Raw genomic sequence first — 20,827 nt, 5'->3', positions numbered from 1 at the left:
GAGAATGAACCAATGGACTTACCCGTCATGCCGCCGGTATCACCGATGCTCGCCAAGTCGGTGAAGGCGATCCCACCCGATGCGTCGTATGAACCCAAATGGGATGGGTTCCGCTCCATCTGCTTTCGCGACGGCGACGAGGTTGAATTGGGCAGCCGCAATGAGCGACCGATGACCCGCTACTTCCCGGAGCTGGTCGCCGCCGTCAAAGCCGAGTTGCCACGACGTTGCGTGATTGACGGCGAGATCGTCATCGCCAGAACCCGCGGCGCCTATCAGGGGCTGGACTTCGAGGCATTGCAGCAACGCATCCACCCGGCCGATTCGCGGGTGCGAATGCTCGCCGAGCAGACACCGGCTGCCTTCATCGCCTTCGACCTGCTGGCCCTCGGCGACGACGATTACACCCAGCTCCCGTTCAACGAACGGCGCGCGGCCCTGGTCGAGGCGGTGGGCTCGGGTCCGTCGATCCACATCACGCCGGCAACCACCGACTTATCCACCGCGCAGCGATGGTTCGAGGAGTTCGAAGGTGCGGGTCTCGACGGCGTCGTCGCCAAGCCGCTGGCAATCCCCTATCAACCCGACAAGCGCGTCATGTTCAAGATCAAACACGAGCGCACCGCCGACTGTGTGGTGGCCGGGTATCGGGTGCACAAGTCCGGCGGTGACGCGATCGGCTCCCTGCTGCTCGGGCTTTACCAGGATGACGGCCAACTCGCATCGGTCGGGGTGATCGGCGCGTTCCCCATGGCTGAACGACGCCGACTGTTCACCGAGCTGCAGCCGCTGGTCACCAGTTTCGACAACCACCCATGGAACTGGGCCGCACACGTTGCCGGCGAACGCACGCCACGCAAGAACGAGTTCTCGCGTTGGAACGCCGGCAAGGACCTCTCGTTCGTGCCGCTGCGACCAGAGCGAGTGGTTGAAGTGCGCTATGACCACATGGAAGGCGTGCGTTTCCGCCACACCGCGCAGTTCAGCCGATGGCGCCCCGATCGCGACCCACGCTCGTGTACCTACGAGCAGCTGGAACAACCAGTCACTTTCAGTCTGGGCGACATCGTGCCCGGCCTCATTGGCAGCAATGCAGACAGTCCATAACGAGCAAATGCGAACAATTTTCGCTAGCGACGTTAGGCTGTCGCAATGCACGTAGCCGCATTGTTCGTGGCCGGTTCAGCCACCCTCGATGGCTCCGCGATTAACGCCGCCCAAATACCTACGACCAGCTATGACGTCGACCAAATCCCGATGTGGCTGACCGTTCCAGTCGTGCTGGTGGTGCACGCGCCAAGTGGCGGGGACTACGAGCCCCAAATTTATGTCGTATGCAAGGACCCCGGCGGGGAGCGGCGCGGAGCGCTCCGGTCGAGTTGGGACTGGCCTGACGAGGACGGCAAACCATCCAAGTACCGGTGCTTTACCTACGACCTCTCATTCGCGATCGAATCCGAGGGTGAGTTCACAATCGGTGCTTACTACGACGCCGAGGCCACCGATCAGGTGGCCACACCGATACCGCTGGCGATCAGACTGGCCGGTCCCCGTCTGCCCGGCAACAACGGCCTGGGTACCGGCTCGATCTAGGGCTCTATCAGACCGCCACCATCAACTCCGATAGTCCGCGCAGCGTCACGTTCGACTTGTACTTTGGCTCGCCGTCCAGCAACTGCGCGTTCGGGAAGCGTGCGGCCACCGCGGCCAGGGCAATGCTGGCTTCCAGCCGCGCCAGCGGAGCGCCCAGGCAATAGTGCGCCCCGAGGCCAAACCCCAAGTGCCGCATCGACCCCCGATCCGGGTCGAAGACATCGGGTCGGTCGAACTCGGCGGCATCCCGCTGCGCGGCGGCCAACAACAGCATCATGATGTCGCCCTTGGGTACCTCGACGTCCCCAATTTTCATGTGGTCGAGGGCAATTCGGCTGGCCAGTTGTACGGGCGGGTCGTAACGCATTGTCTCCTCGACGACGGCCGAGGCGCGACCGGGGTCTTCGCCCAACGCGGTCCATTGCGGGCGGTGGCGCAACAACGCCAATATGGCGTTGGCAATCAAGTTCACCGTGGTCTCATGTCCTGCGATCAGCAACAGGTTGCAGGTGGCGACGATCTCCTCGGTGGTCAGCTGGTCGCCGGCTTCCTCCACTGCGACCAGACCCGACATGAGGTCGTCGCCGGGATGTGAGCGCCGCTGCTCGATCAGGCCGCGCAGATAATCGCGCAACCACTGAGCGGCTTGCCGCCGCTCCTCGACACCGTCCTCCGGTTGGCCGTTAATGGAAACGAACGGGTCGAGCGACTGTGCCAACCGTGCCGACGCGCGGCTGAATTGCGGCTCGTCTTCCAGCGGCACACCGAGCAGCCGGCAGATGACCGCCACCGGCAGCGGATAGGCGAAGTCTCGGATGACATCGAACCGGCCATCAACCCGGTCCAGCAAGCCGCTCACCAGCGCCCTGATGTCGGGTTGCAACGCGTTGACCACCTTTGGCGCGAAAGCCTTGCTGACCAGCTTGCGTAGCCGGGTGTGGTCGGGGGGATCGAGGAACAGGAATCCCGGCGGGCCCAGCGGGCGTGGCTCAATGCCATTGCTGATCTCCCGCTGCGCAACCGTCGAATTGAGCCGGTCGCTGCTCGACAGGGGGTGTCGCAACACCTCGTCGCAGTGTCGATACGCCGAGAAGACGGCGAGGTTGGCCTCTGGCAGAAGAAACGGTCCGCGGTCCCGAAACTGCGCATAGAGCGGGTAAGGGTCCGCCCGGTTGGCCGGGTCGAGCATCTTGCGCAATAGAGCTTGCGATTCGGCCTGGACTGTCGACGCGGCGGTCATCCTCACAGTGTGCCTGCATCGCTGAGAGTGGCGGTGTTCAAAGTGTCTCGGCTCACACACGCAGCCGCGTAGCATCAGCGGAATGACGGTGCTGCGCATCGGCCGGTTGGGGGTTGTCGTCATCGTTCTGGCCGCCAGCATGGTGCTGAGCGCACCGAGCTACGCGTGTGCCTGTGGTGCGGCAGTCGCTCCTGGCGGCGCCCAGGCCACGATGAACAATGAAGTGGCGCTGGTGCATTGGGACGGGACAACGGAGAACATTCTCATGCAGGTTGCGATGAATGCCTCTGCGGACAACGTCGCCCTGGTGGTTCCGACTCCTACACCGGCAACCGTGGCGGTGGGCGACAAGGCCGCTTTCATGGAGTTGGACGAACTCACCGCGCCGCAGATTCGGCATCAGCGACGTTGGACGCTGGGGATCGGCGTTGGAGATCCCGCGCCGCGCGAAGGAGCGGTCGCGGCTCGGCCGCCAGAAGTGGTCAATCAGGTGCGCCTCGGCCCCCTTGAGGCCACCACCCTGGCCGGCGGTGACCTGGCCGGACTGCAAAAGTGGTTGGCCGACAACGGTTATTCCATCCGGCCGGCGGTGTCCGACGCTCTGAACCCGTACGTGCGCGAAGGCTGGGCGTTCGTGGCGATGCGCCTGACGAGCGAAACCCCGATAGTAGGCGGGCTCAATCCGGTGCGACTCACCTTTCGGTCGCCACGCTTGGTCTATCCGATGCGACTCTCGGTCGCCGCTGCGGACCCACAACACGTGATCATCTTCACCTTGTCCGACCACCGGCAGCAGCGCACCGATGCCGACGCAGCCGTCCAGAACACCAAGGTCGAATTCGCCGGCAATATCGCAGGTGCGGTTCAAGACCCACTGCTGCGCGAATGGGTCGGTAACCATGGGTCGTATCTGACCAAGACGCGGGTGGACATCTTTCAGACGTCGCGAATCTCTTCGGATTTCACGTTCGGCAATGCGCCCAACGACAACGCCTACCGGCAGGTCCGCATCGTCTATGACAACGTCGAAATCCCGATCGTGGTAGTCCTGCTCGTTGGATTGTTGGTCATCATGGTCGTGGCGGCGGTGATCTTCTTGGTGGTCCGCCGGCATGGTCAACGACGGGCGGTCTAGCTTTCGGCTAACCCCGCCGTGGGATCCGTCATCAACCGATCCAGAAAAACACGCTGACCCTTGAGCAGCTTGGTGCGCGCCTGCGCCACCGGAAACCAGCCCACCCGATCGACTTCGGGGAACTCCCTCAGCTTGCCCGAACCCTTGGGCCACTCCATTGCGAAGGTGTTGCTGCGCGCGTCGGTGACGTCGAGATCGCCGTGGACGGCAAACACGGTGACCACCTTGCCGCTGGGTTGTTTCACCGAGCCGAAGTCGATCCGCGGCCCGTCGGGCACCGACAACCCGATCTCCTCGCAGAACTCGCGCTGGGCGGCCACCCACGGGTCGTCTCCGTCGGCATACTCACCTTTAGGAATTGACCAGGCGCCCTCGTCCTTTCGGGCCCAAAACGGGCCGCCCGGATGAGCGATCAGGACTTCGACCACCCCCGCGCGCGCCCGGTATAGCAGCAGACCGGCGCTGAGCTTGGGCATGCGGTGTTGCCGTTTCAGACTCCGACGGCCTGTTCCAGATCCTTCAACGACGACTCCAGGTGCGCGAGGAGCCGCTGCAGGTGCGGCACGCTACGGCGGCATCCGACCAGTCCGAAATCCAGATTCCCCGCGTTGTTGACCAGGGTTATGTTCAGCGCTTGACCGTCCGGGATGTTCGAAAGCGGATAGCTGCCGTCGAGCTTGGCGCCGCCGTAATACAACGGCTCTGCGGGGCCCCGCACGTTCGAGATGACGATGTTGAACGGTGGCCGCATGGTCGACAGATAACCCGGGATACCGGCCAAGGCCAGCGGCGCCATGTTCAATGCGGACAATGCCAGTACCTGCAGCCGCGGCAGCTCGGAGAGCACTTTCTTGTTGCCGCGCATTGAATTGCTGATGACCTGAATCCGTTCCGCCGGGTCCTCGACGTTAGTGGCGAGGTTGCACAGGATGCTGCCGACCTTGTTGCCGCCGTCCTCGGACTCCTTTTCCGAGCGCAGGCTTACTGGAACCATCGCGATCAGCGGGGTGTCCGGCAACGCGTTCTGCTCGATCAGGTAGTAGCGCAGCGCACCGGCGCACATCGCCAGGACGGCATCGTTGACGGTCACACCGGCGGCCTGCTTGACGTTCTTGATGCGGTCCAGCGACCAGGACTGAGCGGCGCACCGGCGGGCTCCGCCGACCTTGACGTTGAACATGGTGTGCGGAGCCACGAATGGCAATGTCAACTGCTGCTCGATCAGCGCGCCGCGAGCCAGCTTCAGAGTCGAAGGAGCTAGTCCCACAATGGATCCCGCTGCCTTGATCACTGAATCCAAAGGTGACGATCCACCACCGGATGGCTCACGCGGTGGGCGCGGTAGGTTCCACATTGCCCGTACTTCGGTGTCGTCTGGATCGGGCGACAGCGTGCGCTGCATCAGCTTCATCGCCGAAACACCGTCAATCAGGGCGTGGTGCATTTTGGCGTACATTGCGAACCGGCCGTCGTTCAGACCTTCAACCACATGCACTTCCCACAGCGGGCGGTGACGATCGAGCAGGCTGGTGTGCAGCCGGGAGGTCAGCTCCAGCAGGTCGCGAACCCGTCCCGGCGACGGCAGCGCCGAGCGCCGCACGTGGTAGTCGACGTCGATTTCATCGTCATAGGCCCACGCCACCCGGGCGATTCCGCCACCGATGGTCGCGGGGCGCTTGCGGAAAGTGGGCTGGAATTCGTCGTTAGCAACCAGAGAGTCGGTGAACTGCCGAACGAACTGCCGATCGGCCCCCTCCGGCGGCTTGTACAACGACAAGCCGCCCACGTGCATGGGGTGCTCGCGTGATTCGACAAACAGAAACATCGAGTCGGTGGGCATCATCAGCTCCATCCGCCTATTAGATCGCGATATAGGAATTTGCGGTAGCGGGCCCCCGCGATATGACCCTCGACACAGTCCCGCTTCAACACCTACGCGGGCGGCATACCGTCCGGTGATATCCGTCCAGACCACGCCGTTTGGCAGGGTCGGAACAGTGGGCCGATCGCTACCTACGGACCACCGGGATGAGCCTGTCGCAATTGGCCCGTTAATTGAGTTACGCCGAACGGGGCGTGCTGACCCGGACGTGCAAGAGGTGGTTTGGAGCCGGTCCGACCGCCTGCCGAGTGCAGACGCCACTGTCGTCCGTCGCGAAGGCTTGAGGCCGGCCACCGCAGTCGGACCAGCAGGTCGTCGGGCAGGTCGGTGTGTCCGTCGAGGCGCTCGGATGACAGCGGATTCAGCGCCATCGTCGCCTTAGCGTGGTTGCCATGCTGCGGTGTCAGGCCGGGCACTGGCGGGGCGCCGCCGGGCGCGGCGTCGGTCCGCAACGCGCAGGCAGCTGCCAGCGTCAAACCCGTTCGGCCGCACGCTATTTCCAGTGCTATCCAGGTCTCACTCGCCGGGCGAGCGCGGACTGCATCGAGGCTGTTGGGCAGCGCGTCATCTATGTCGAGCCGGTATGCCGCAACGTAATCGCCGGCGCCCTGCATGATCTCGCGTCGAAGCGCGGACCACGTCTCACGGGCGGATCGAGCGGCCAGCGGCGGGATGCCATCGGGTCCCCCCAGTGTGACCACCCAGCCGAGCTCATTGAGATGGTCTGCAAGTCGGCGCGCCGCGACCTGCGCGGCATGTTCCAACGGGATGGCCGACGAACGAGCCAGCAGCGCTGCCAGATTATCGGCGGCTGACACCGTCAATGCGATCCAGGTCCGCGAAACGCCAGTCGCGATGCACCTGTTGGTGATTCGGATCTTGTCGGCTCGTAGCCCGTAGCGGTTCAGGTAGCTGGCAATCAGCGGCAGCGGAAGTATATTGTCATCGGCCAGGCCCCGGATGCAGAGCAGAACTGTAGTCTTCGCGTCAATACCTGTTTCGAGAAAGCACCCTCGGTGCCTGCGCACCATCGGTCGGCGGCGAATCATCACCAATCGGCGCCGCACAATCGTCGTGAGATGTAGCCCACGCCACCAACCGAACAACATGACCGCAACGACCACAGCGGCACCGAGGACGCACTGCTCGCGCGCCGACCGCCAGGGACACGCCATCGCCGCGGGCAGCACCGCCAACAGCGTCAGCGCGGTCCGACCCCTACCCGGCCATGCAATGTTTCGGCGGCTATAGCGCACGCCTACCACCACGAAACTGGATCGAAGCCAACACCTTCCGCAAGGAAGGCTAACCGCCCCATTTAGCGGCTTCGGCTACGTCACGGGCGCTCATGGCCATGATGTTGGATTCGTGAGTGCCCGCCATCGATTGGTAGGCCCGCACCAGGTCCTCGCTAGCCTGGTTCCACTGTGTCTGCCAGCCCTGGTAAGTCATTCCGGTGTCGCCCTGCCAAGCGTTCGACAGCGCCGCCTGTTCACTAGCGATTTCGGCACCCAAGCTCTGTAGCGTGCCGGCATACCCCGACATCTCTCCGGCATGGGCCAGCATTGCCGGGTAGTTGTACATAATCTGCGACATCACAGGTCCTTTCGGCGTTGATGGTGGCTGGCTCAGAAGCCGGTGTAACTGGACGCGGCGGCGGCATCGGCGGCCACGTAAGTGCCCGCAGCGTCGCCCAGGTTGGCCTGTGCGACGTCGAGGAGGGGGTTGACCTTGGTGGCCGCTTCCACAAATCGGGCATGCGCGGCTTGAAAAGCCGCGGCAGACTCGCCTTGGTGGAACGCCTGCGCCGACATCGCCGACTGCTCGGCCTGACCAATCGTGTGCCGCATCAATCCCGCCTTGGCAGCAAACGCCGACTGGGACGCGACCAATTGCGGAATGTGGGCATCCAACAAACTCATAATGTTCCTCTCGTTGTGGGTTTTTCGTCGCTTGTGATCAGGTGGTTAGTTGCGGTGCAGCCGCTGTGCTCGGTTCGCACGCCAGAGTCGGATCCCAGTTGGCGGGCAACATCGGCACGCGCGGACTACCGCCATACTCGCCGCCTTCCAGCACAGAAAGCCCGGCAGGCTGCGTGCGGGTCCACTTGCCGGTGCCGCCGGCAGCGTCCCACGTTCCGACACCCCGAGCGGAGGCAGTCACCACCGCCGCTTGGGCGCTGCTCGGGGCCGGCGTCACCGCCGAAACCAGCGTCACCGCCGGCATCGCCGCCGCGGTGGCGGGTAGCGGCGTCACGGAGCTTGCGGCAGCCGCTCCCACAGCCGCCGGGGCAGCCCCCACTGATCCCCCAGCCGCCTGCAGCATCGAGGTGGCGAGCGGAGCAAGAGCGGGCGGCAACGCGGCCACCAACGCGGTCCCGGCGCCCGTGGCCACACCCGCGGCCAGGGCCTCGGCTGGCGCTCCGCCCTGCACCACCGTGTAACCTAGCGCGAAAATCATTGGACCCCACTGGAACAGCGCATTGAAGGGGTCGGTCGTGAAGGCATTGAACATCGCGATCAGATTGCCGATCGGGTTCTCCAGGAAAAGCGCGTCCTCCTTCAAGACCCAGAGGTTGAAGTCGATGTACATCTCCAATGCGAGCTTGATGAGCTCCCAGATCAGGTTCCACGGGATGTCACCAAACCCAGACTGGGTTGCAGTGGCCACGGCGTTGGTGGCGGCACCGACACCTGGCTTGACTATCACCGGAGCCGGCGTGGTGGGCGGCGCCGACACTATCGCCGCACCCGAGGCCGCCTGATACGCGCTCATCGTGGTGGCGGCCTGAATCCACATCCGCATGTAGTCTGCTTCATTGAGCGCGATCGGGATCGTGTTGATGCCAAAGAAATTCGTCGCTAGGAGTACGCCGTGGGTCACGTGATTGGCCGCCAGCTCCGCAAGCGTCGGCATGGCCGCCAAGGCAGTGGTATAAGCCGCGGCCGCACCTTCGTGCTGGGCGGCCACGGCGGCACTGTCGGCGCTAGTCTTCGTCAACCAGGCCAGATACGGCAGGTGCGCAGCCGCGTAGCTTTCGGCGCTCGGACCCTGCCATGCGCCGCCCTGCACCGCGGCCAGCACTGCAGTGAGTTCCGCTGCTGCCGAGGCGAATTCGTGACTCAACGAGGTCCATGATGCGGCGGCCGCAAGCAGCGACTCGGGTCCTGGACCGTCGCTCAGCAACGCCGAATGTATCTCGGGCGGCAGCGCAATCCAGATCGGCGCCGTCACGCCCCGCCGCCGAAGGCGAGATACGACGCAGCCGCCGCGGCATCGCCGGCCGCGTAGCTGACGCTGGACTCGTCGACGCCGGCCGCAGAGCGGCCGAGCTCTTCGATCCCTTCAGCCACCAGCGCGACATGCTCGTCACCGCGAGCGCTGAACTCGGTCGCGGTCTGCAGCGACACTGGATCCGTCGCGGGCGGCACCACCGCCGTGATGAGGGGTGCCGCAGCAGCTTGCGCAGCGGCCAGCCGCGCAGTCAGCGCTTCCACCGCAGCACCGGCGGCCACCAAACCTTCAGGAACCACTCGCAGCGTCATTTCTGACATTCCTTTGAACGCGTTTCACCTAGCCGCAAGGCCGAAGCCGTTCGGTCACGACCGGTCCGTTGCGTAGTTGTCGGGAAATAAATCTCACAGATACTTGCCATTGTCAACTGTTGCGAATAGCTACGGTTACGTAGGGAAAGGTAACGGTGGCGTAGCCTCGATTTCGCGTTGAGGTCCGGCACAGAGTGGATATTCTCGGTGCGGGTCGTCGACCTAAATGCGCTGCGATCAGTCGCTTGTGTTGTGCACTTTCTCGTTTCGGCATTTGTGATTAGCGACAGCGGTACGCCATGACGCCGAATTCAGCCTCGATTGATCAACGCAGCGCGGGCCAGTACCGCCTGCGCCATCTTCACGTGTGCGGCGTCGACGAGAACTCCACTGACACCCACGGCGCCGCGGCCGCTGGCTTCGGCCTCCCGGTAAGCGGCAACATTGCGCTCCGCCAGCGCGATTTCGTCGTCAGTCGGCGAGTAGACCTCGTTGGCAATGGCGACCTGCGACGGGTGGATCGCCCACTTGCCGGTGTAGCCCAATAGTGACGCACGCCGGGCGTCGCGCTCATACCCGGCGAGATCGCGATAGTCGGGATAAGGCGCATCGACGGCGTCGATGCCCGCGATCCGTGCGGCCACGATCACCTTGTTCCGGGCGTAATTCCAGAAATCTCCCGGATATTCGCCGAGCGGGACGAAATTCGTGTCCACCCGCGCACCCTGGGACAATGAAAAGTCACCCACACCGAAAATGAGAGCATCCAACCGGGCGCTGGCCACCGCGATCGCCTCGGCGTTGGCCAGGCCTTCAACCTCCTCGATGAGCACCTCCAGGCGAATCTGCTTGCCCAGGCCCAGTTTCGATTCCAACTGGGTAAGCAGTACGTCCACCCACCAGACATCGCGGGCCTTACGAGCCTTGGGGATGATGACCGTATCGAGGTTCGCACCGGCCTTGGTCACCACCTCGATCAGATCGTCGTGGCACCACCGGGTGTCCAAGCCATTTATCCGCACTGCGCGCGCCGTGCGTCCCCAATCGATGTCGTTCAGCGCGGCGATCGCCTTGCTGCGTGATTCCACTTTGACGGCTGCCGGGACGGAGTCCTCCAGGTCGAGGAAGACCAGATCCGCTCCGCACCCCGCGGCCTTATCGAACATGTTGTCATTGCTTGCGGGTACGGCCAGTTCGGAACGGCGCAGCAGATGGGTCATCGGTGAGTTTCCTTACCTCACAGCACGCCACGGGCGCGCAGATCATCGATGTCGTTGGCGGTCAAACCGAGTAACTCGCCGTAGACCTCGGCGTTGTGTTCACCAAGGCAGGGGCCCAGATGGTCGACCGTCCCGGGTTCTGCCGAGAAGCGCGGCACCGGGGCCTGCACTTTCATCGCCCCTAGCTGTTCGTCGTCCACCGAGATGAACACCTCACGATGCGCGAGCTGCTCGTCGGTGACCAAGTCGCTGATGTCGTACACCGGCGCGGCCGCCACCTCGTGGGCTTCAAAGACTGCCATCGCTTCCGAAAGCGTTTTGGTTGCAACCCAATCCGCGACTACCGTGTCGACTTCAAGGGCCTTGGCCAGGCGTCGCTGGGGGTCGGCGAAGTCGGCGTCCGCAAGCAGGTCAGGCCGGCCTATCGCCCGGAACACCCGCAGCGCCAAGGCCGGTGAGCTGCCGGACATAGCCAGCCACCGCCCGTCCGCGGTGCGGTAGGTGTTACGCGGCGCCGAGATGTCCCACCGATTGCCGGCTCGCTCGGGCACCAGGCCCAATTGGTCGTAACCCAACAAGGTCTGCTCCAGCAGCCGGGCCAGCGGGTCGATGAGGTTGACGTCGATCAGCTGCCCCGCGGCACCGTGTACATCGCGGTGATACAGCGCCATCATTACCGCGTACGTCGCATTCAGCGATGCGACGCCGTCGGCCAACATGAACGGCGGCAGGGTGGGGGGCCCGCCGGCCGGCCCGGTGATGTGGGCGAACCCGCTCATCGCTTCTCCGAGCGTGCCGAACCCGGGGCGCTCACTCTTCGGCCCGGTGAGCCCGTAGCCGGTGATGTGCAGCATCACTATCCGATCATTGACCGCGCGCAGGTTCTCGTAGTCCAGACCCCACTTGCGCAACGTCCGGGGCCGGGTGTTGAAGATGGCGACGTCGGCCCGCCGGACTAGCCGGCGTGCCAGTTCCTGACCTTCCGCGCACCGCAGATCCAGCGTGACCGATCTCTTGTTGCGCGATATCGACTTCCACATCAAGCCGACGCCGTCACGCTGATTCCCCCACCCCCGGATTGGGTCACCGTGTCGGGGTTGCTCGACCTTGATCACGTCGGCGCCGAACTCGCCCAGATAGGTCGCCACCAAAGGGGCCGCGGCCAAGGTCGCGAGGTCGAGCACCCGAATGCCGTCAAGCATTGGCACCGGCGCGGACCCGGGTGTTCGACGGTCGTTGCAGCCCAAGGTGTCCCCGCAACGTTGACGACTCGTATGCAGTGCGGAACAGCCCCCTTCGTTGCAGCTCAGGAACCACCATCCGCACCACGTCTTCGAACGCGCCGGGCAGATGCGTTGCGGCCAAGACGAACCCGTCGCAGGCACCGCCTTCAAACCAATCCGCCATCTGATCGGCCACCTGCTCGCCAGTGCCGACGAACCGCGGTCCCTGCAACAAGGTGGCACGGTGACCGGCGAGATCGCGCACCGTCACGGGGCGGCCCCCGCCCTCAAAAGAGATGTGCGCGCGCAGGTTCTGCACCAACCCCCGAATGCCGGAGACCGACGCGATGAGCTCGTCGGTGACCGGATCGTCGAGATCATGTTGGGCGAAGTCGTAATTCATCAGCTCCGACAACAACGTTAGCGACGCCATGGGATGGACCAAGTCGTTGAGGAACATGGCTTCGCGGTCCTTGGCGTGGGCCTCGGACTCCCCCACCACGGCGTAGGCCATTGGGCAGACGCGAACCGTGGACGGATCACGACCGGCATCGGCGATACGCCCCTTTTGATCCACGTAGTGGGTACGCGCCACCTCTAGACCCGGGTCGCCGGTGAAGATCAATTCCGCCCAGCGCGAAGCGAATTCGCGTCCACGTCCGGAAGATCCGGCTTGGATGATGACCGGCCGGCCCTGCGGGGCGCGTGGCACGGTCAGCGGTCCGCGCGCCGAGAAATACTGGCCCTCATGCCTTAGTTGGTGCACCTTGGCGGGGTCGGCGTACTGGCCGGACGCTCGGTCGTGCAGTATCGCGTCGTCTTCCCAGGTGTCCCATAAACCGGTGACGACGTCCATGAACTCGTCGGCGCGGTCGTAGCGTTCGTCGTGGCCCAGGTGGGCTTCGACGCCGAAGTTTTGCGCCTCACTGTCATTGACGGAGGTGACCACGTTCCAGGCGGCGCGACCACCGGATAGGTGGTCGAGTGTGGCGAAGGTCCTGGCCACGTGGAATGGGGCGTAGTAGGTCGTCGAATATGTAGCGCCGAGGCCGATCTTCGACGTGGCCTGCGCCAAGACGCCAAGCACGACGCCCAGGTCGAGCTTGACCGGGCGGGCACCATGGAACACCGCTTCGGCCACCGATCCGCCGTAGACCCCAGGCATGGCCAGTCGATCGTCGAAGAACATTAGGTCGAAGCAGCCTTCTTCGAGCTGCCGCCCGATCTTCGCGTAGTAGGAAGCGTCCAGATATCGGTGTTCGGTCGCGGGGTGCCGCCACGAGCCCGCGTATACCGAGGTGCTGCCCGCCTGCATGAATGCGACCAGCGCCATCTTGTCGTGTCGTCGATCTGACATAACCCGAAACTAACATCTGATATTTCAGATTTCAAATGTGAGGTGTTCTGTTTGATAGGATGCGCCGGTGGCGGCAACATCAGGGCTCGACATCTCCGGGACCGTGCGGGAACGCGCCGCACGTGAACTGAGGGACCGCATTCTCACCGGCGTCCTGCCCGCGGGATTACGCATAGATCTGGATGCCATCACCGAGGAGTTCGCAACCAGTCGAACCCCGGTTCGAGAGGCGCTGCTGGAACTGTCTTTCGAGGGCTTGGTCAAAATCGCCCCGCGGAGCGGAATCACGGTGATCGGTATCAGGCCCAGCGACGTCCTGGACAGTTTCACCATTCTTGGAGTGCTCACCGGACAAGCGGCGGCGTGGGCGGCCCAACGCATCGAACCCGAAGAACTCGAGACGTTGCGCGAGCTCGCGGCCGACGTCGCCGCCCGATCCGGAGACGACAGCATCGGCGAGGCTAACTGGCACTTCCACCAAAAAATCCACCGCGCTGCACACTCTCCACGGCTGCTCACCCAGATCAAGCAAGCGGCTCGGGTGGTGCCGACCAACTTCCTCACCGTGTTCCCCGACCACGAGAAGCATTCCCTCGACGAGCACGAGGAATTGCTCGACGCGGTCGCCGACAGGGACGCCGAGCGTGCCCGCGCCGTCGCCGAACGCCACGTCCTCGACGCCGGGCGCTTCCTGGCCGACTGGCTGCAGCGGCGCAGCTAACTGCCACCTAGTCACATCCGCCACTTTGGCCCCTGCCGGGAGTGATGCGCGTTAAGGGCTTGTAAGGCGCGGTGTTTGGTGGGGTCGTAAGCGGTGTGGGTCTGCCAGCAGCACCACATGATGTAGAGCCAGGCGCGGGCGAGGATGCGCACGGCGTGCTGGTGACTTTTGCCGCGAGCGATGGCGCGGGTATAGAGGTCGGCGGCCCAAGGGCGGTGTATCCAATGTGGCAGCTGTGACAGACGGCCCTCAGCAAGGGCCTGTCGGCGTCCCGACTACGGCAATCTCGCGTAGAAATATTGGGTGATTCCCGCGCAGTACCTGTTGTCGAGCAAGGCAGCCAGTCCGCGCACGCTCATCGACATCATCTATGACACCGCGTCGCGCTACCCGGATGCCGCCGCGGTCGACGACGGCGAAGTCCAGCTCACGTACCGCGAGCTAATCAGCGACATTGAGGACAGCGTGGCGTGGCTGGCCGCGCGGGGCATCGGCCGGGGGGACCGGCTCGGCATACGGATGGCCTCGGGCAGCTATTCGCTCTATGTGGCGATATTGGCCACGCTTGCCACCGGTGCGGCATACGTGCCCGTCGACGCCGACGACCCCGAAGAGCGGGCCGAATTGGTCTTCGGTGAGGCAAATGTCGTTGCCGTCATCACCGACGCGGGAATCGAGCGGGGTCCCGGCTCGTCACGCGGTTGGCTGGCCGGAAATCCGCAAACCCGCGACGATGCGTGGATCATCTTCACCTCCGGATCGACCGGCACCCCCAAGGGAGTGGCGGTCACGCACCGCAGCGCTGCCGCGTTCGTTGACGCTGAGGCGCAGATGTTCTTGCGGGACAACCCGATTGGGCCCGGTGACCGGGTGCTGGCCGGCCTGTCGGTCGCTTTCGACGCATCGTGTGAAGAGATGTGGCTGGCATGGCGGCATGGCGCCTGCCTGGTACCCGCGCCCCGATCGCTAGTGCGCAGCGGCATGGACCTCGGCCCTTGGCTGGTCACCCGTGACGTGACCGTGGTCTCGACGGTGCCGTCGCTGGCCGCGCTGTGGCCCGCTGAAGCACTGGAAGCCGTGCGGCTGTTGATCTTTGGCGGCGAGGCGTGCCCTCCGGAGCTGGCCGAGCGCCTCGCCGTAGACGGGCGCGAAGTATGGAACACCTACGGCCCGACCGAAGCCACTGTGGTCGCCTGCGCCGCCAAGCTGGACGGCAATGGGCCGATCGGCATCGGCTTGCCGCTGTCCGGTTGGGATCTGGCCGTTGTCGACTCCGACGGCCGAGCGGTCAACCACGGCGAAACCGGCGAGTTGGTGATCGGTGGCGTCGGGCTGGCCCGCTATCTGGACCTCGACAAGGACGCCGAGAAGTACGCCGCAATGCCGACGCTTGGCTGGGCGCGCGCCTACCGCACTGGTGATCTGGTCCGGCTGGAACGCGACGGGCTGTATTTCTGCGGGCGGGCCGATGACCAGGTCAAGGTCGGGGGACGCCGTATCGAGCTGGGCGAGGTCGATTCCGCGCTGGTGCACCTGCCGGGGGTCAGCGGCGGCGCGGCCGCGGTTCGCCAGACCGCCACCGGCGCAACCGTTTTGGTCGGCTATGTCGTTAGCGCGGATCCGTCGTTCGACATCGCCTCGGCGCGCAACCAGCTAGCCGCACACCTGCCCGCCGCGATGGTCCCGCGACTGGTGCAAATCGACGAGCTGCCAACCCGCACATCGGGCAAGGTCGACCGTGACGCATTGCCATGGCCACCGCCCGGCACAGATATAGAGGAAACGGCCGAGCTGGGTGGCACCGCGGGCCGGCTGGCCGAGATGTGGCGCGAGCTGCTCGGCGCCCCTGTGACCGGTGGGGTCAGCGGCCCGGAGTCGGACTTCTTCGCGCTCGGCGGCGGCTCGCTGGCCGCCGCACAGCTCGTCGCCACGTTGCGGCACCAATATCCGCAGCTCACGGTCGCCGACCTCTATGACCATCCACGGCTCGGCTCACTCGCCGGGTTCCTTGATGAACTCGAGCCACCCCCGCAGGTCGCCGAGCGGGTGGTGCGACCCACACCACGGCGCACCCAACTGACCCAGACCATCCTGGCGGTGCCGCTGGCAACCCTGGCGGCGTTTCCGTGGCTGACCTGGCTGGCTCTGGTCAACAACGTCGCCAGCGCCTTGCATGTGGTGCCGTGGACGGTGGCGGTGAATTGGTGGCTCGTCGCGGTCGCGTTCGTCGTGTTCGTCACACCGGTGGGCCGCATGGGCGTCGCGGTGCTCGTCGCACGCATCTTGCTCCGCAAGGTAAAGCCGGGTAGCTACCCGCGCGGCGGCTCGGTGCATCTACGGGTGTGGATCGCCGAGCGGCTGGCCGAAACCAGCGGTGCGCAGAATCTGGCCGGGGCGCCGTGGCTGGTGTACTACGCCCGTGCGCTCGGCGCCGACATCGGCAAAGGAGTTGACCTGCACTCGATACCACCGGTCACCGGGTTCCTCACGGTCGGGCACCGCAGCGCGATCGAACCGGAAGTGGACCTCTGCGGACACTGGATCGACGGAGACGTGTTCCACCTCGGCACCATCACGATCGGCGATGACGCAACGATCGGCTCGCGAACCACGATGCTGCCGGGCTCGGTCGTCGGCAAGAACGCCGACGTGGCGCCCGGATCGGGCGTGCTCGGCAAAATCAAGAACGGCCAGTACTGGAAGGGTTCGCCGGCCGCGAAGTCGGGCCGGGTCAACCACCCCTGGCCCGACGAGCGGCCCGCGCGCGGTTCGCGTTGGGTTGCGGTGTACGGGCTGACATCGCTGTTGCTTGCCGGTCTGCCGCTGCTAGCGGCAGCGTGCGGTCTCGCGCCGATCGCAGTGGCCGTCCACCGCACCCGTAGCTGGTCGCAGGCGGTCCTGCCCGCACTGCTGTGGACACCGGTAGCGACACTAGCCGCGCTCACGGTGTACGCGCTGCTCACGGCGGTGGCGGTGCGGGTGCTGTCGATCAGGGTGCGCGAGGGCTACCACCCCGTGCGCAGCCGAGCCGGCTGGCAGCTATGGACCACCGAACGGCTGATGGACGCCGCACGCAATTACCTCTTCCCGCTGTATGCCAGCCTGCTGACTCCGGTCTGGCTCCGAATCCTCGGCGCCAGGGTGGGTCGCGGCACCGAGATCTCCACGGTGTTGCTGACCCCCAGGTTCACCGTGGTCGAGGACGGCGCGTTTCTGGCCGACGACACGATGGTCGCCTCCTACGAGCTCGGTGGCGGCTGGATCTACGCCGCCGAGACGAAAGTGGGCAGGCGCGCGTTCCTCGGTAACTCGGGCATCGCCCAGCCGGGGCGCCGCGTCCCCGAGGACGGGCTGGTCGCGGTGTTGTCCGCGACGCCGCCGAAGGCTAAGCGCGGTTCCTCCTGGTTGGGCAGCCCACCGATGCGGCTGCGCCGCCGCCCCGCCGAGGCCGACACGGAAACCACGTATGCCCCGCCGATCCGTTTGCGGGTGATGCGGGCCGCGGTGGAGACCTGTCGGCTCGTGCCGGTCATCGTCACGGTCGCGATCGGTCTAGCGGTGCTAGGCACGCTGCAGGCGCTGGCAATAACTTTCGGAATCTGGTGGGCGGCGCTGTGCGGCGGGCTGGTGCTGGTGGCTGCGGGTGCCGTCGCCGGCGGTATTACCGTCGCGGCGAAATGGCTTTTGGTTGGCCGGATCGAGGCGAGCGAGTTTCCACTGTGGTCGTCGTTCGTGTGGCGCAACGAGCTGGCCGATACATTCGTGGAAACTGTTGCGGCACCGTGGTTTGCGCGCGCAGCCAGTGGTACACCGGTGATGAACCTGTGGTTGCGTGGGCTGGGCGCGCGCGTCGGCCAGGGCGTGTGGTGTGAAACCTACTGGCTACCGGAGGCCGACCTCGTTGAGCTCGGCACGGGCAGCACAGTCAACCGCGGCTGCGTGGTCCAGACGCATCTGTTCCATGACCGGATCATGCGGATGGACAGCGTCGTGCTCGAACCCGGCGCGACCCTGGGCCCCCATTGCGTCGCACTGCCCGCGGCCCGCCTGGGTGCCGGCGCGGCCGTCGGTCCCGCATCATTGGTGGTGCGCGGCGACGAGGTGCCGCCGTCGACACGCTGGCAAGGCAATCCGATCAGGCCGTGGGACATCAAGCGCAAAAAGTCCCGCGACAAGAAGCCGGCCAACGGTGCCGTCGAGGACACTGCCGCGTGAAAACTTCACCCAAGACGGTCACCCAGGTGATCGACCCCTACCTGCCTAAGAACGGCAACTTCGGCTACCGGGTTTCGCGCTACGAGCTGGATCTCGAGTACAAAGTCGCGAGCAACCGGCTGACCGGATCGGCGACCATCACCGCGGTCACACTCACCGCGTTACAGCAATTCACGCTCGACCTGTCCACCGCGTTGACCGTGTCGAAGGTTTCGGTGAATGGCAAACGCGCGGCCCAGTTCTCCTCTCGCGGAGGCAAATTGCGTGTCCGGCTGGAATCCAAGCTTCCAACCGGGGCGGCGCTGTCGATCGTGGTGCGCTACGGCGGTGCGCCGCGACCGCTGCGGTCGTTGTGGGGCGGGGTCGGCTTCGAGGAACTGACCGAGGGCGTGCTCGTTGCGGGGCAGCCCAACGGCGCCGCATCCTGGTTTCCGTGTGATGACCACCCGAGCGCCAAGGCCGCGTTCCGAATCCAAATCAGCACCGAAAGCCCCTACCGGGTGGTGGCCAACGGGAAGTTGGTGTCGCGGCGGGCACGAGCTTCGCGGACCGTCTGGACTTACGAGCAATCGGAGCCGACCTCGACCTACCTGGTCACCCTGCAGATCGGCAGATACCAGATGGCGAGGCTGGCCAAGGCTCCGGTGCAGATGCAGGCCGCATTGCCGCAGAGGCTGCGGGACGACTTCGACCACGACTTTGCCCGCCAGCCACAAATGATGGAGTTCTTCGTCGAACGGTTCGGACCCTATCCGCTGGCCAACGGGTACACGGTCGTGGTCACCGACGATCCGTTGGAGATACCGCTTGAGGCCCAAGGGATTTCGATCTTCGGCGCTAATCACTGCGACGGCACCCGGTCCAGTGAGCGGCTGATTGCCCACGAACTTGCGCACCAGTGGTTCGGCAACTCAGTGACCGCACGGCGGTGGCGCGACATCTGGCTGCACGAGGGCTTCGCGTGTTACGCGGAGTGGTTGTGGTCCGAGCACGCCGGCGGCGCGAGCGCCGACGATCTGGCCCGCTTCCACCACCAACAGCTGCGGGATAAACCGCAAGATCTGCTGCTGGCCGATCCCGGACCGCACAACATGTTCGACGACCGCGTATACAAGCGCGGCGCGCTGACCCTGCACACCCTGCGCGGGCGCCTAGGCGACGACAAATTCTTCGCGCTGCTCGAGGAATGGACGGCCCGGTACCGTCATGCAACCGTCGTCACCGACGACTTCACCGGCCTGGCGGCCAACTACTCCGACGAGTCGCTGCGGCCGTTGTGGGATGCCTGGCTGTACTCGACCGAGGTGCCCTAGGACCTAGGGCTGCTCCAAGTTCGCCAGATCGTCAGGGACGTCGACGGCGTGCTCCTGCAGTACCTCAAGGGGCACCACCTCGAGGGTCCGCTCATGGGTGGATGCCAGCACCACGGGGGCCGCACAGCCATCGTGGTGGGCCCGCAGCCAGTTCACGGCGGTGACACACCAGCGATCGCCCGGTAGCAGACCGGGAAAGCGGTACTCGGGCACCGGAGTTGACAGATCGTTGCCGATGGAACGCTGGTGCGCCAAGAACTCGGCGGTCACCACCGCGCAGATCGTGTGCCGTCCCAAATCTTCGGGGCCGGTCGAGCAGCAGCCATCGCGATAGAAGCCGGTGACTGGGTCGGTGCCGCACGGTTCCAAAAGGCCGCCCAGCACGTTGCGTTCGGGCATAGCCTCAGTATCGCGCTTCCGCACGAAAATTTGCTAAAGCTCGGCGCTAACCCGTTATCGCAACGCGACGCCGCGCAGGCCTGCGGCCGCGTTGACGTCGGCATCGGCGTACGTGCGTGCGATCTCAGTGAACGCCGCACCCGCCCGCGCCAACTCTTCTTGCGCCGCCTGGTTCAAGGCGAGCAGCTGGGCACCCTCGGTCGCAAATGCCATCGCCGCCTGCCCTGAGACTTCATCGGCACCTGCGGGCAGCAGCGACGTCAACGACGTCGACGCTGTCGCACCGTCCTGCAAGCCTTGGAAAGCATTGTCCGAGATCTGTGAACCGATGTCGGCCGCAGCCGAATCAATCGTCATGGGCTGCATGTGCGTCTCCTGTATCAGTCTTCGGTGAGTCTTATACAGTTACGCCTGCGATAGTAGCAATCGGCGACTGTTTCCGGATGAACAAATAAACTTGTGGGCTGGGACCGTCTGGGGCACAAACCCATTGAGACGTACGGTGCAGCGGCATCGGCGGTTCACCGGGCGCCGGAGGAACGGCTGGGGACGGTGCGGTAGGTTCAGCGGCGTGATACTTACGGGCGCCTTTCTGGCCGACGCAGCTGCCGCGGTAGACAACAAACTCAATGTGTCGGGCGGCGTGCTGTCCAGATTTGCTCTTGGACCGGACCGATTGGCCCGCTTTGTGTTGGTGGTGCTGACCCAGGCGGAACCCGGTAGCTCAGACCGGCAAGTTGAGATTGAGATGCGGCCTCCGACAGATGACGATCCGATCCGCCTGCAGTTCGAGGTGCCCGAATCCGCCGTCGCTGAGTTTCCCGGGTTCGCCTTCTTCGAGCTGCAGTTGCGCCTGCCTGTCAATGGTCGTTGGGTACTTGTGGTGACCGGTGGCACTGGAGCGATATCGCTTCCGGTGTTGGTTAGCGAGATGCCGGCACAGCCCTCCTTCGGCCTCTAACTCGCGCCGCCGGGTTAGCGCCG

Annotated in this window: 19 protein-coding genes and 2 pseudogenes; 7 read left to right on the top strand and 14 right to left on the bottom strand. The window is 64.9% G+C overall.

Annotation, left to right across the window (positions count from 1 at the left end):
• The first annotated feature begins 12 nt into the window (after positions 1-12).
• Together MSIMFI_RS07455 and MSIMFI_RS07450 are read left to right on the top strand one after the other, a co-directional pair.
• On the top strand, positions 13-1,107 hold the full coding sequence (locus MSIMFI_RS07455; protein ID WP_191496731.1) for an ATP-dependent DNA ligase: 1,095 nt from the start codon (positions 13-15) through the stop codon (positions 1,105-1,107).
• Between the two features lie 45 nt (positions 1,108-1,152).
• Positions 1,153-1,593, top strand: coding sequence for a hypothetical protein (locus tag MSIMFI_RS07450; RefSeq protein WP_191496730.1), 441 nt, complete (start codon positions 1,153-1,155; stop codon positions 1,591-1,593).
• Positions 1,594-1,600: 7 nt separating this feature from the next.
• On the opposite strand, the gene MSIMFI_RS07445 is transcribed toward MSIMFI_RS07450, so the two are convergent.
• On the bottom strand, positions 1,601-2,833 hold the full coding sequence (locus MSIMFI_RS07445; protein WP_191496729.1) for a cytochrome P450: 1,233 nt from the start codon (positions 2,831-2,833) through the stop codon (positions 1,601-1,603).
• Positions 2,834-2,915: 82 nt separating this feature from the next.
• On the opposite strand from MSIMFI_RS07445, the gene MSIMFI_RS07440 reads away from it, so the two are divergent.
• Positions 2,916-3,968 carry a DUF2330 domain-containing protein gene (locus MSIMFI_RS07440; protein WP_191496728.1) on the top strand — a complete coding sequence of 351 codons (1,053 nt, stop codon included), beginning with the start codon at positions 2,916-2,918 and terminating at the stop codon, positions 3,966-3,968.
• Here MSIMFI_RS07440 and MSIMFI_RS07435 read toward each other — a convergent pair.
• From MSIMFI_RS07435 to MSIMFI_RS07390, 10 genes and pseudogenes are all read right to left on the bottom strand, one after another.
• Entirely contained in the window at positions 3,965-4,444 is a 480-nt protein-coding gene (locus MSIMFI_RS07435) for an NUDIX domain-containing protein (RefSeq protein ID WP_191496727.1), read from the bottom strand. The two genes, MSIMFI_RS07440 and MSIMFI_RS07435, sit on opposite strands and share 4 nt — an antisense overlap.
• Positions 4,445-4,461: 17 nt before the next feature.
• Positions 4,462-5,820 (bottom strand): annotated as a pseudogene (locus MSIMFI_RS07430) (WS/DGAT/MGAT family O-acyltransferase); the annotation flags it as partial.
• Positions 5,821-5,981: 161 nt separating this feature from the next.
• On the bottom strand, positions 5,982-7,106 hold the full coding sequence (eccE, locus tag MSIMFI_RS07425; RefSeq protein ID WP_318187381.1) for a type VII secretion protein EccE: 1,125 nt from the start codon (positions 7,104-7,106) through the stop codon (positions 5,982-5,984).
• A 49-nt stretch (positions 7,107-7,155) separates the two neighbouring features.
• The gene (locus MSIMFI_RS07420; protein ID WP_191496725.1) at positions 7,156-7,446 is read right to left on the bottom strand and encodes a WXG100 family type VII secretion target; all 291 of its coding nucleotides are present in this window, start codon (positions 7,444-7,446) and stop codon (positions 7,156-7,158) included.
• Between the two features lie 32 nt (positions 7,447-7,478).
• On the bottom strand, positions 7,479-7,772 hold the full coding sequence (esxG, locus tag MSIMFI_RS07415) for a type VII secretion system protein EsxG (RefSeq protein ID WP_191496724.1): 294 nt from the start codon (positions 7,770-7,772) through the stop codon (positions 7,479-7,481).
• Between the two features lie 37 nt (positions 7,773-7,809).
• Positions 7,810-9,084, bottom strand: coding sequence for a PPE family protein (locus MSIMFI_RS07410; RefSeq protein ID WP_191496723.1), 1,275 nt, complete (start codon positions 9,082-9,084; stop codon positions 7,810-7,812).
• Positions 9,081-9,395, bottom strand: coding sequence for a PE family protein (locus MSIMFI_RS07405; RefSeq protein WP_191496722.1), 315 nt, complete (start codon positions 9,393-9,395; stop codon positions 9,081-9,083). The genes MSIMFI_RS07410 and MSIMFI_RS07405 overlap by 4 nt, the downstream gene beginning before the upstream one ends.
• A 311-nt stretch (positions 9,396-9,706) precedes the next feature.
• Positions 9,707-10,615, bottom strand: coding sequence for an HpcH/HpaI aldolase/citrate lyase family protein (locus MSIMFI_RS07400; RefSeq protein WP_191496721.1), 909 nt, complete (start codon positions 10,613-10,615; stop codon positions 9,707-9,709).
• A 17-nt stretch (positions 10,616-10,632) separates the two neighbouring features.
• On the bottom strand, positions 10,633-11,817 hold the full coding sequence (locus MSIMFI_RS07395; protein ID WP_191498067.1) for a CaiB/BaiF CoA transferase family protein: 1,185 nt from the start codon (positions 11,815-11,817) through the stop codon (positions 10,633-10,635).
• Positions 11,810-13,195 carry an LLM class flavin-dependent oxidoreductase gene (locus MSIMFI_RS07390; protein WP_191496720.1) on the bottom strand — a complete coding sequence of 462 codons (1,386 nt, stop codon included), beginning with the start codon at positions 13,193-13,195 and terminating at the stop codon, positions 11,810-11,812. Before MSIMFI_RS07390 ends, MSIMFI_RS07395 begins: the two co-directional genes overlap by 8 nt.
• 67 nt (positions 13,196-13,262) lie before the next feature.
• On the opposite strand from MSIMFI_RS07390, the gene MSIMFI_RS07385 reads away from it, so the two are divergent.
• Positions 13,263-13,916: a GntR family transcriptional regulator gene (locus MSIMFI_RS07385; RefSeq protein WP_191496719.1), complete on the top strand. Its 654-nt coding sequence runs from the start codon at positions 13,263-13,265 to the stop codon at positions 13,914-13,916.
• 11 nt (positions 13,917-13,927) lie between these two features.
• Here the strand turns inward: MSIMFI_RS07385 and MSIMFI_RS29970 are convergent.
• A pseudogene (locus MSIMFI_RS29970) lies at positions 13,928-14,128 on the bottom strand (hypothetical protein); the annotation flags it as partial.
• A gap of 91 nt (positions 14,129-14,219) precedes the next feature.
• Here MSIMFI_RS29970 and MSIMFI_RS07380 point away from each other — a divergent pair.
• Together MSIMFI_RS07380 and MSIMFI_RS07375 are read left to right on the top strand one after the other, a co-directional pair.
• A complete protein-coding gene (locus MSIMFI_RS07380; RefSeq protein ID WP_191496718.1) occupies positions 14,220-18,131 on the top strand; it encodes a Pls/PosA family non-ribosomal peptide synthetase in 3,912 nt (1,303 codons plus the stop codon).
• Positions 18,128-19,444 (top strand): M1 family metallopeptidase, encoded by a 1,317-nt coding sequence (locus MSIMFI_RS07375; RefSeq protein ID WP_191496717.1) that lies wholly within the window; start codon positions 18,128-18,130, stop codon positions 19,442-19,444. Before MSIMFI_RS07380 ends, MSIMFI_RS07375 begins: the two co-directional genes overlap by 4 nt.
• A gap of 3 nt (positions 19,445-19,447) precedes the next feature.
• Here MSIMFI_RS07375 and MSIMFI_RS07370 read toward each other — a convergent pair whose 3' ends face one another.
• Both MSIMFI_RS07370 and MSIMFI_RS07365 read right to left on the bottom strand, forming a co-directional pair.
• On the bottom strand, positions 19,448-19,843 hold the full coding sequence (locus tag MSIMFI_RS07370) for a DUF2237 family protein (protein WP_186245246.1): 396 nt from the start codon (positions 19,841-19,843) through the stop codon (positions 19,448-19,450).
• Between the two features lie 54 nt (positions 19,844-19,897).
• Entirely contained in the window at positions 19,898-20,209 is a 312-nt protein-coding gene (locus tag MSIMFI_RS07365) for a PE family protein (protein WP_191496716.1), read from the bottom strand.
• Between the two features lie 205 nt (positions 20,210-20,414).
• Between MSIMFI_RS07365 and MSIMFI_RS07360 the strand changes: the two genes are divergently transcribed.
• Positions 20,415-20,804, top strand: coding sequence for a hypothetical protein (locus MSIMFI_RS07360; protein WP_191496715.1), 390 nt, complete (start codon positions 20,415-20,417; stop codon positions 20,802-20,804).
• Positions 20,805-20,827 lie beyond the last annotated feature (23 nt).

This window comes from Mycobacterium simulans, from assembly GCF_900232995.1.
Classification (GTDB): Bacteria; Actinomycetota; Actinomycetes; order Mycobacteriales; family Mycobacteriaceae; genus Mycobacterium; species Mycobacterium simulans.
This window is presented reverse-complemented; position numbering and strand designations above follow the sequence as displayed.

What these genes read in the sequence shown, in the direction of transcription:
- MSIMFI_RS07420 (WP_191496725.1), bottom strand. Translation starts at nt 7,446, where the DNA reads ATGTCGCAGATTATGTACAACTACCCGGCAATGCTGGCCCATGCCGGA.
- MSIMFI_RS07435 (WP_191496727.1), bottom strand. Translation starts at nt 4,444, where the DNA reads ATGCCCAAGCTCAGCGCCGGTCTGCTGCTATACCGGGCGCGCGCGGGG.
- MSIMFI_RS07390 (WP_191496720.1), bottom strand. Translation starts at nt 13,195, where the DNA reads ATGTCAGATCGACGACACGACAAGATGGCGCTGGTCGCATTCATGCAG.
- MSIMFI_RS07395 (WP_191498067.1), bottom strand. Translation starts at nt 11,817, where the DNA reads ATGCTTGACGGCATTCGGGTGCTCGACCTCGCGACCTTGGCCGCGGCC.
- MSIMFI_RS07400 (WP_191496721.1), bottom strand. Translation starts at nt 10,615, where the DNA reads ATGACCCATCTGCTGCGCCGTTCCGAACTGGCCGTACCCGCAAGCAAT.
- MSIMFI_RS07365 (WP_191496716.1), bottom strand. Translation starts at nt 20,209, where the DNA reads ATGCAGCCCATGACGATTGATTCGGCTGCGGCCGACATCGGTTCACAG.
- MSIMFI_RS07440 (WP_191496728.1), top strand. Translation starts at nt 2,916, where the DNA reads ATGACGGTGCTGCGCATCGGCCGGTTGGGGGTTGTCGTCATCGTTCTG.
- esxG (WP_191496724.1), bottom strand. Translation starts at nt 7,772, where the DNA reads ATGAGTTTGTTGGATGCCCACATTCCGCAATTGGTCGCGTCCCAGTCG.
- MSIMFI_RS07405 (WP_191496722.1), bottom strand. Translation starts at nt 9,395, where the DNA reads ATGACGCTGCGAGTGGTTCCTGAAGGTTTGGTGGCCGCCGGTGCTGCG.
- MSIMFI_RS07450 (WP_191496730.1), top strand. Translation starts at nt 1,153, where the DNA reads ATGCACGTAGCCGCATTGTTCGTGGCCGGTTCAGCCACCCTCGATGGC.
- MSIMFI_RS07370 (WP_186245246.1), bottom strand. Translation starts at nt 19,843, where the DNA reads ATGCCCGAACGCAACGTGCTGGGCGGCCTTTTGGAACCGTGCGGCACC.
- MSIMFI_RS07445 (WP_191496729.1), bottom strand. Translation starts at nt 2,833, where the DNA reads ATGACCGCCGCGTCGACAGTCCAGGCCGAATCGCAAGCTCTATTGCGC.
- MSIMFI_RS07455 (WP_191496731.1), top strand. Translation starts at nt 13, where the DNA reads ATGGACTTACCCGTCATGCCGCCGGTATCACCGATGCTCGCCAAGTCG.